Raw genomic sequence first — 9,070 nt, 5'->3', positions numbered from 1 at the left:
CAAGATCATGAGCGAGCCAGAGGCTCGCGGTCCAGGAGAGCATGATCATGATGCGGACCTGGAGGTCCGAGCTCCGGCAAGACCCTAAAGCTTGTCGATATTGGCGCTGCGCAAGGGCACGCCGAACTCGCGGCGGCAGACCTCGGCCAGCACGGCGACGCCCTGCTTGATCGCCTCGGGCTCGGGATTGGCGAAGCAGAGCCGCAGCCGGTTCCGCGAATGGACGGGGTTCACCGACCATTCCGGCCCGGGATTGATCGATACACCGGCAGCCAACGCCGCCTGGGCGAGCTTCATGGTGTCGACGTTCTCGGGCAGCTTGATCCAGAGATAGATGCCGCCCGGCGGGTCGCCGAACTCGGCGGCGGTGCCGAACTGCTCGGCCAGCGCCTCGCGCAGGACCTGCATCTTGCTCGACAGCAGCTTGTTGCTGCGCACCACATGGTCGGCGAAATGCTTGCTGCAATACTCGGCCAGGACCATCTGTTCGATCGCGCCCGTGCCGGCATCCTGCTTGAGCGCTTGCAGGCGCGACAGCACGGGCCATTTGGCGACGATGTAGCCGACGCGCAGCGCCGGCCCGAGCGATTTGGAGAACGAGCCGATGAAGATCACGCCCTCGCCCTTGGCCATGGCATAGAGCGACGGTGGCCGCTTGTTGGTCCAGATCAGGTCGGAGTAGCACTCGTCCTCGAAGATCATCACGCCGTACTCGGCGGCGAGCTTCAGCAGCGCGGCCCGGCGCGCCTCGCCCATGATGGCGCCCGTGGGATTCTGGATCGTCGGGATGGTGTAGATGTATTTGGGCTTGATGCCCTTCTGCTGCAGCTCCTCGAGCTTCTGCTTCAGCAGGTCGAGCCGCAGCCCCTCGTCATCGAGCGGGATGCCGATGGCGTTGACGCCGATCTTGACGAGCCGGGAGATGGCGCTGCCGTAAGTCTCCTGCTCGACCAGGATGGTGTCGCCCTTGCCGACCAGCAGGCTGTTGACCAGGGACAGGCCCTGGGTCGAACCGGAGGTGATCAGGATCTCGTCCGCCGTGCAGTCGATGTCGGCATGGCTCTTGAGCTTGCCGACCAGGAACTCGCGCAGTGGCCGGTAGCCCAGCGGGCCGGTGTGGTTGTACTTCGCGAGCATGGCGCCTTCGCGCTTCAGCACCGCCGTCGCCGCCGCGACCAGGTCGTCGACGGGAACCTGCTCGGCGGCGATGTGCCCGCCGATGAAATTGTACTTGGGAAAGCCGTTCCACTTGACGGCAGGGGCCGGCGTGTCGGGCGCCAGCAGAGGCGCGACGTCGAAGGGCGCAGTCATGGGCGGTTCCTCTGTTGCTTGCCCCAATTGCTGGGCTAAGCCCGACCGATTCGCAACTGCTTTGGCTGCATCAGGTCACGGCGCGGAACGAATGGGCGTCGGCCATGTTCCAGGGCTGGGTCCAGCGCGGCGGGGCCGTGCCGTTGGTGAGCGCCTTGTTGGCCAGGGCAGGATAGACGTCGTCGAAGGTCACGACCTCCTTCGGTGAGATGCGCCGGGAGATGTGGATCGGCTTGAAGTCGTTGGGATGCTCCAGGCCAGCCGCCGCCGTCAGCTCGGCGAGCTCGTGCACGGTGGCGCGGTGGAAGTTGACCACGCGCTGGATCTTGTCGGGCACGAACAGGGCGCGCTGGCGCGTCGGGTCCTGGGTGGCGACGCCGGTGGGGCAGCGGTCGGTGTGGCAGTGCTGCGACTGGATGCAGCCCACGGCGAACATGAAGCCGCGCGCGGCATTGCACCAGTCGGCGCCCAGCGCCATGGCGCGCACGATGTCGAAGGCGGTGATGATCTTGCCGGCCGCCCCGAGCTTGATGCGGTCGCGCACGCCGATGCCGATCAGCGCGTTGTGCACGAAGTAGAGGCCCTGCCGCATCGGCTTGCCGATATGGTCGACGAACTCCATGGGTGCCGCGCCGGTGCCGCCTTCCTTGCCGTCGACGACGATGAAGTCAGGATAGATGCCGGTCTCCAGCATCGCCTTGCAGATCGCGAGAAACTCCCATTCGTGGCCGATGCAGAGCTTGAAGCCGGCCGGCTTGCCGCCCGACAGGCGGCGCATCTCGGCGATGAAGCGCATCATCTCGACCGGCGTGGAGAAGGCCGAATGGCGCGACGGCGAAACGCAGTCCTGGCCCATCGGTACGCCGCGGGTCAGCGAGATCTCCCGGCTGACCTTGGGCGCGGGCAGCACGCCGCCATGGCCGGGCTTGGCGCCTTGGCTGAGCTTCAGCTCGACCATCTTGACCTGGGGGTTCTTCGCGCCCTCGGCGAAGCGCTCGGGCGAGAAGGTGCCGTCGTCGTTGCGCGCGCCGAAGTAGCCCGAGCCGATCTCCCAGACGATGTCGCCGCCGCCCTCGCGGTGATAGGGGCTGTAACCGCCCTCGCCGGTGTCGTGATAGAAGCCGCCGATCTTGGCGCCGCCGTTCAACGCGCGGATGGCGTTGGGACTGAGCGCGCCGAAGCTCATGGCGGAGATGTTGAAGATAGAGGCCGAGTAGGGCTGCGTGCACTCCGGCCCGCCGATCAGCACGCGATGCGGCTCGCGGCTCACCGGCGTCGGCGCGATCGAATGGGCCATCCATTCGTAGCCCAAGGCATAGACGTCGTACTCGGTGCCGAATGGCCGTACGTCCAATGCGTTCTTGGCGCGCTGGTAGACGATGGCGCGCCGGTCGCGGCTGAACGGCATGCCGTCCTTCTCGCCTTCGAAGAAGTACTGGCGCATCTCCGGACGGATCGCTTCGAAAATGAAGCGCATGTGCCCCGCGATCGGGTAGTTGCGCAGGATGGCGTGCGATTTCTGGATGAGGTCGCTGATGCCGACGAGGACCAGGAAGATCGAGATGCCGACAAGGACCGCGAGGATCAGCGAGCGCTGATCGAAGGCGAGTGCCGTGCCGAAGATCAGCATCGCCAGCACGGCGAGCGTCAGCGTGATGAAGCGCGGCGAGAAGGGCAATTGGAGCGGCGACATCGTTTCCTCGTTTCGTGCCTTACTTCGGTCGTACGTACCAGTTCACCGGTGTCACGATCATGACGCGGTGGGCACGAGCCGGCGCCACGCAAGGATAGCGCGTTATTTCCGGCGACTGTTGCGAGAAATCGCCTGCAGGGCCTTGAGATGCGTAGCGGTGGCCGACAGGGCCTTGCGCTCGATGGCGCGGTAGTGGCGGACCAGTTCCTCACCGTGCGGCGTCAGTACGGCGCCGCCGCCCGCCTTGCCGCCGGTCTGCGCCGCGACAAGGGGTTCGCTGAAGCTCTTGTTGATCTCCGACACCAGCTCCCAGGCGCGCTTGTAGGACATGTTCATCGACCGGCCGGCCGCCGAGATCGAGCCCTCCTGGGCGATGCGCTCCAGCAGCGCCACCTTGCCCGGTCCCAGGCGGCCTTCGTCGTCAAAATCGATGCGGATGCTGAGTTGAGGCATCGCGAGCTCCTAACGCCAATCATTCACCTCCCCCGTATGACGGGGGAGGAGTCATGAGCGCTCGAACGAGACGCTCTTGATCACGGCATAGACCGGCAGGCCCGGCGCCAGCCCCAGTCGCTGCACCGACTTAGCCGTCAGCCGCGCGGCGAGTGCATCACCGTTGCAATCGAGCCGGACCTCGGCCTGCCCGCCATTCTTGTCAGGGACGACGGCGACGACGCGGCCTGCCAGCACGTTGAGCGCGCTGATCTCTTCGGGCGGTTTCAGCGACAGCATGACGTCGCGGCCGCGGATATAGGCGCGTACCGAAGCGCCGACCGGGGCGTTGAGGCGCGGCACCTGCAACTCGCCAGCGCGCGAGGTCAATACCGTGAGCTGGAAAGGCTCGTCGTGGCGCGCCACCTGGGCATCGAGCACGCTGCCGCCATCGCCCGAATCGGCCTGCGACAGGATATCGGCGACGGGACCGACCGCGGTGACCTTGCCTTCGGTCAGGATCACCACCGTCGTGGCCAGCCGCGCCACCTCGGCGACGGAGTGGCTGACATAGAGGATCGGCAGGCCGGCCTCGTCACGCAGGCGTTCGATGTAGGGCAGGATCTCGGCACGCCGCGCCTCGTCGAGCGAGGCGAGCGGCTCGTCCATCAGCAGTACCTGCGGATGGGCGAGCAAGGCGCGGCCGATGGCGACGCGCTGCCTTTCGCCGCCCGACAGCGAGGCCGGCTGCCGTTCCAGCAGATGGCCGATGCCCAAAAGGTCGACGACCGATGCGAGGTCCGCCGATGCGGCGCCGACCTGCCGGTTGAACCAGCGTCCGTAGAGCAGGTTGCGGCGCACGCTGAGGTGGGGGAACAGCCGGCTGTCCTGGAAGACGTAGCCGATGCGCCGAAGGTGCTTGGGCACGAAGACGTTGCGCTCGGTGTCGACCAGCACCTGGCCGTCGATGGCGACGCGGCCGCGGTCGGGCTTCACCAGGCCGCCGACGATGTCGACCAGCGTGCTCTTGCCCGAGCCCGAGCGGCCGAACAGCGCCGTCAACCCGGGAGCCGCCGAGAAGCGCGCGCTGATGCGGAAGCTGCCGCGCGTATGGTCGACGTCGATCTCGAGGCTCATGCTGCGATCTTAGGCCGCCATTTGCCGGACGCCGATGCGTCGCGCCAGCAACTCCGAGCCCAGCAGCGCCAGCATGGAGATCGCGATCGACACCAGGGTCAATCGGAAGGCGCCGGCGTCGCCGCCGGGAATCTGAGTAAAGGTGTAGATCAGCGAAGGCAGCGTCTGGGTCTCGCCGGGAATGTTGGAGACGAAGGTGATGGTGGCGCCGAACTCGCCCATCGATTTGGCGAAGCAAAGGATGGCGCCGGCGATCACTCCCGGCAGGCAGAGCGGCAGGGTGACGGTGGCGAATACCCAGAGCGGATTGGCGCCGAGCGTCCCGGCGGCCGATTCAAGCCGCGTGTCGACGGCCTCGATCGACAAGCGGATGGCGCGCACCAGCAAGGGGAAACCCATGACACCGCAGGCCAGAGCCGCACCAGTCCAGCGGAAGGAGAAGACGATGCCGAAATTGTCGGCCAGGAAGGCGCCGACCGGCGCGCGCCTTCCGAAGGTGATCAGCAGCAGGTAGCCAGTGACGACGGGAGGAAGGATCAGCGGCAGGTGGACCAGCGTATCGAGCAGGCCCTTGCCCCAGAAATCCTTGCGCGCCAGCAGCCAGGCGATGGCGAGGCCGAAGGGCAGGCTGGCCAGGGTCGCCGTCGTGGCGACCAGCAGGCTCAGCCTGACCGCCGTCCATTCCTCCGGCGTCATGTCGAGGAGTTGGACTTCACCAGGACCGTGAAGCCCTGCTTCTCGAAGGCGGTGCGTGCCTTGCCGCTGCGCAGGAGGTCGAGGAAGGCTTTCGCGTCGGCGTTGTTGGAATCCTTCGTCAGCGCCGCCGGGTAGATGATTGGTGGGTGCGAGTCTTCAGGAAAGGTGGCCACGATCTTCACGTTCGGCTCGGCGGCCGCGTCGGTGCTGTAGACGATGCCGAGCGGCGCCTCGCCGCGGGCGACCAGCAGCAGCGCGGCGCGCACGTTCTCGGCCTGGGCAATGCTGCCCTTCACGGGGCTCCACGCACCGAGCTTCTCCAGCGCCGCCTTGCCGTACTTGCCGGCGGGCACGGCGTCGACGTTGGCCATCGAGAGCTTGCCGCCGGCCAGCGCCTTGGCGAGGTCGTCGCCCTTGAGGGCGAGGTTCGCGATCTTGGAATCCTTGGGCGCGATGATGACGATCTTGTTGCCTAAAAGGTTGAACCGGGTGTCGTTCTTGATGAGGTTCTTGCCCTGGACATAGTCCATCCAGTCGAGGTCGGCCGAGATGAACATGTCGGCCGGCGCGCCCTGCTCCATCTGCTTGGCGAGCGCGGAGCTCGCCGCGTAGGAGATCTTGGGCGCGGGCTTTCCGGTGTCCTTGGACCAGCTCGTGGCGATCTCATCCAGCGCATTCTTGAGGCTGGCCGCGGCGAAGATCACCACGTTGCTCTGGGCCTGCGCCATGCCCGGCAGCAACGACAGGGCGACCGCCATGCCGAGCAAACTCCGTCTCTTCAACATACCAGCCTCCGAATTCAGGGAGCCGGTATAGTTGACTGGATATAGCGCTTCGTCCAGAGCTTGTTTGCAGCGAGTGTGAGGCGGCGCAATCCCACGGCCGCGATGACTAGCAGCGAGGCGATCAGCACCTTCTGCGCAGGCCGGAAGGCGAGCTCCGGATCGAAGTTGGCCAGCAGCGCGACGATGGGATCGCGGCCGTTCACCAGCCAGTACCATGCCGCCTCGAAGACGACGGTGGCGAACGTCGAGGCAACAGCCAGGATGGCGAGCCCCAGGTAGCTGCGCTGCAGCTTCGCCGGCAGGGCGCGCCACAGCATCAGCCAGGCGAACAGGCCGGCGGTGAAGGCAGGCTCGCCGATCTTGACCTTGGACTGGATGAAGAAGTGGACGATGGCGATGAAGGCCGCCGGATAGATCAGCCAGTGCAGGCGCTTCCAGTTGCGCCGCAGGCGCTTCTGCCAGCCGTCGGTCGAGGTGATGGCGAGGATGACCAGCGCCAGCAGGGCGACGAAGCCGATGGTGAGGTAGAAGCGCTTTATGATCTCGGTCGCGACCACGACCAGGTTCCATTTCTGGTCGAGCACGTAGATCAGGAAGTGTGCGCCGGCATAGAGCGCGGCCGCGACGCCGATGCGGCGGCGGATCTGCACCAGCGGCATCCAGTCGAACAGCGCCCGCGCCGGCGTCATGGCGAGCGACAGCATGAGGAAGATGACGGCCCAGTCGCCGGTCGCATGCGTGGCCACGGTCACGGGCCTGGGCTCGAGATCGCCGTTGTACCAGCGCCAGGCAAGCTCCAGCGCGGGCAGGCAAAGCCCGATCAGTGTGGCGAGGCGCAGCCAGAAGATCTTCTGTTTGGCGGTCACGGGGCGACCTTACGCGATGCGCCGGTCAACGATAGCTCAAACTTATGTCATTGCTGGGAGCGCGGCCCGCTTTCGTCATCCTGAGCGCAGCGAAGGACCTCATGCCGGTTGCAAGCGGCGATGAGGTCCCTTCGGCGTTGCTCAGGGCAGGCCTTCGCTGCGCTCAGGATGACATTACCTCTGGTTCCCGAACAAGAACCGGTAGGTCCCGATCGTCGGCGCCACCGAAACGCCAAAATTCTTGAGCTTCGCCAAAGTGAACGTCGCGCGCGCCGCGGCGCCGACGACGCCGGCGTCGCTGCCTTCCAGCAGGGCGACCCACTCCACCTCGTCGGCCCTGGGGGCGTCCCTGCTCTTGGACTGCAAGGGCGCGTGGGCGATTTCCAGATCGTTCTCCGCCGCCATCGCGCCCACCATGCCGGGCCGCTCGATCGCCTTGGGCAGCGCCGTCTCGTTCAGCCATTCGACCAGAGCCTTGCGCGAGCGCGGGTCGGGCACGAAGCGCACTGCCGCCACCGCGCCGCCGACACCGTGCGCCAGGTCGGCCTGCACGCGCACCGTGAGCCGCGTGAACTTGGTGAACTTCGCCATCGTCGCCTGCGTCCACGGCGTCTGGTCAGCAAGCAGTGCCAGGTAGCCCGGCGTCGCCAGGTCCTCGACCGTGTCGCATTCGTAGGTCGCGAGATACTTGGGCGAGCCGCGCACGGCGACATAGCGACGCCCACGGTGAAACTCCGGCAAGTTGACGCGCTCGTCAATGTGCTCCCGGTTGTACCACTCGTTGAAGTCGCGTTCGTCGCGAGACTTCACCTCGCAGAACACGATCAGCATCCCCTTGCCGTGCAGCGGCATGGTTTCCCCCCTTCGCTCCTGCGGAGCTACGGGGGGCAAGCCCCCCGAAGATGCTTCGCAGCGAAGCAAGGCAGTCTATGCTGTCAGCCAACGGAGAGGAAACACCCATGAAAATCGTCAAAATCGAGGATCTTCACTGCAACGCCGGCTGGCGCGACTTCTCGTTCCTCAAGATCACGACCGACGAGGGGTTGATCGGCTGGTCCGAATACAACGAGGGTTATGGCAGCGCCGGCCTCACCGCCGTGATCCGGCGCATGGCGCACGACCTGATCGGTCACGATCCGCGGCCCATCGAGCGCATCATGGGGCGCCAGCAGGCGATCACCCGCCAGGCGCCGGGCGGGCTCAACCAGCAGGCCATGGCCGCCATCGAGAACGCCCTGCTCGACGTCAAGGCCAAGGCGCTGGGCGTGCCCGTCTACGAGCTGTTCGGCGGGCCGGTGCGCGATCGCCTGCCGCTCTACTGGTCGCATTGCGGCAGCTATCGCTTCCGCAATGCCGACGTCATGGGCGTGGAGCCGGTGCGCTCGCTCGACGACCTGGTGAAGCTCGGCAAGCACGTGAAGGAGCGCGGCTTCAAGGCGCTCAAGACCAACATCTTCCGCTTCGATCTGGACCCGCCCAACATGCACCAGCCGGGCTTCGCGCGCGGGCCGGGCTATCCCGAGCTGAACGCCGACGGCGCGACATTGGCCGCGATCTCCGATGGGCTGGCGGCGTTCCGCCAGGGCGCCGGTCCCGAGATGGGCATCCTGCTCGACAGCAACTTCAACTTCAAAACCGAGGGCTACATCAAGGTCGCGCGCACCTGCGAGCCCTACAATCTGTTCTGGCTGGAGATCGATTCCTACGATGCAGAGGGGCTGCGCCTGATCCGCGACCGTGCCTCGATGCCGATCGCTTCGTGCGAATCGCTGTTCGGCCGCCGCCAGTTCCGGCCGTTCTTCGAGAACCGCTCGATGGACGTGGCGATCATCGACGCGCCGTGGAACGGCGTGCAGGAATCGATGAAGATCGCGGCCATGGCCGAGCCGTACGAGATCAACTGCGCGCCGCACAATTTCTACGGCCACATGTCGACCCTGATGAGCGCCAACATGTGCGCCGCCATGCCCAATTTCCGTATCATGGAAATCGATATCGACGACGTGCCCTGGAAGGACGATCTGGTCACCCATCCGCCGGTCATCCAGAATGGCGAACTGATCGTGCCCACCCGTCCGGGCTGGGGCGCCGACATCAACGAAGAAGCCGTGCGGGCACATCCGCCCAAGAACCCACATCCGTGAGGGGAG

9 protein-coding genes are annotated in these 9,070 nt (G+C 66.0%); 1 reads left to right on the top strand and 8 read right to left on the bottom strand.

What is annotated here, in order from left to right; genetic code table 11:
• Positions 1–84 precede the first annotated feature (84 nt).
• The 8 genes from RSO01_RS27840 to RSO01_RS27805 form a co-directional block, all read right to left on the bottom strand.
• Positions 85–1,311 carry an aminotransferase-like domain-containing protein gene (locus tag RSO01_RS27840; RefSeq protein ID WP_147153622.1) on the bottom strand — a complete coding sequence of 409 codons (1,227 nt, stop codon included), beginning with the start codon at positions 1,309–1,311 and terminating at the stop codon, positions 85–87.
• Positions 1,312–1,381: 70 nt separating this feature from the next.
• The gene (locus RSO01_RS27835; RefSeq protein ID WP_147153620.1) at positions 1,382–3,004 is read right to left on the bottom strand and encodes an FMN-binding glutamate synthase family protein; all 1,623 of its coding nucleotides are present in this window, start codon (positions 3,002–3,004) and stop codon (positions 1,382–1,384) included.
• 102 nt (positions 3,005–3,106) lie between these two features.
• Entirely contained in the window at positions 3,107–3,457 is a 351-nt protein-coding gene (locus tag RSO01_RS27830) for a winged helix-turn-helix domain-containing protein (protein ID WP_147153618.1), read from the bottom strand.
• A gap of 51 nt (positions 3,458–3,508) precedes the next feature.
• Positions 3,509–4,573 carry a molybdenum ABC transporter ATP-binding protein gene (gene modC, locus RSO01_RS27825; RefSeq protein WP_147153616.1) on the bottom strand — a complete coding sequence of 355 codons (1,065 nt, stop codon included), beginning with the start codon at positions 4,571–4,573 and terminating at the stop codon, positions 3,509–3,511.
• A 9-nt stretch (positions 4,574–4,582) separates the two neighbouring features.
• Positions 4,583–5,269, bottom strand: a complete 687-nt coding sequence (gene modB / locus RSO01_RS27820) for a molybdate ABC transporter permease subunit (RefSeq protein ID WP_147153614.1) — start codon at positions 5,267–5,269, stop codon at positions 4,583–4,585.
• Complete coding sequence (gene modA, locus RSO01_RS27815) at positions 5,266–6,054, bottom strand: molybdate ABC transporter substrate-binding protein (RefSeq protein ID WP_147153612.1); 789 nt, start codon at positions 6,052–6,054, stop codon at positions 5,266–5,268. The genes modB and modA overlap by 4 nt, the downstream gene beginning before the upstream one ends.
• 14 nt (positions 6,055–6,068) lie before the next feature.
• Positions 6,069–6,920: a protein-methionine-sulfoxide reductase heme-binding subunit MsrQ gene (locus tag RSO01_RS27810; RefSeq protein WP_147153610.1), complete on the bottom strand. Its 852-nt coding sequence runs from the start codon at positions 6,918–6,920 to the stop codon at positions 6,069–6,071.
• Positions 6,921–7,094: 174 nt separating this feature from the next.
• Positions 7,095–7,772 carry a DUF4286 family protein gene (locus tag RSO01_RS27805; RefSeq protein WP_147153608.1) on the bottom strand — a complete coding sequence of 226 codons (678 nt, stop codon included), beginning with the start codon at positions 7,770–7,772 and terminating at the stop codon, positions 7,095–7,097.
• Positions 7,773–7,879: 107 nt separating this feature from the next.
• Between RSO01_RS27805 and RSO01_RS27800 the strand changes: the two genes are divergently transcribed.
• Positions 7,880–9,064: a mandelate racemase/muconate lactonizing enzyme family protein gene (locus tag RSO01_RS27800; RefSeq protein ID WP_147153606.1), complete on the top strand. Its 1,185-nt coding sequence runs from the start codon at positions 7,880–7,882 to the stop codon at positions 9,062–9,064.
• Positions 9,065–9,070 lie beyond the last annotated feature (6 nt).

The sequence above is a fragment of the Reyranella soli genome (genome assembly GCF_007992495.1).
Lineage (GTDB): Bacteria > Pseudomonadota > Alphaproteobacteria > Reyranellales > Reyranellaceae > Reyranella > Reyranella soli.
This window is presented reverse-complemented; position numbering and strand designations above follow the sequence as displayed.

Coding starts and splice junctions, on each gene's coding strand:
- RSO01_RS27835 (WP_147153620.1), bottom strand. CDS start 3,004: ATGTCGCCGCTCCAATTGCCCTTCTCGCCGCGCTTCATCACGCTGACG.
- RSO01_RS27800 (WP_147153606.1), top strand. CDS start 7,880: ATGAAAATCGTCAAAATCGAGGATCTTCACTGCAACGCCGGCTGGCGC.
- RSO01_RS27830 (WP_147153618.1), bottom strand. CDS start 3,457: ATGCCTCAACTCAGCATCCGCATCGATTTTGACGACGAAGGCCGCCTG.
- modB (WP_147153614.1), bottom strand. CDS start 5,269: ATGACGCCGGAGGAATGGACGGCGGTCAGGCTGAGCCTGCTGGTCGCC.
- modC (WP_147153616.1), bottom strand. CDS start 4,573: ATGAGCCTCGAGATCGACGTCGACCATACGCGCGGCAGCTTCCGCATC.
- RSO01_RS27805 (WP_147153608.1), bottom strand. CDS start 7,772: ATGCCGCTGCACGGCAAGGGGATGCTGATCGTGTTCTGCGAGGTGAAG.
- modA (WP_147153612.1), bottom strand. CDS start 6,054: ATGTTGAAGAGACGGAGTTTGCTCGGCATGGCGGTCGCCCTGTCGTTG.
- RSO01_RS27840 (WP_147153622.1), bottom strand. CDS start 1,311: ATGACTGCGCCCTTCGACGTCGCGCCTCTGCTGGCGCCCGACACGCCG.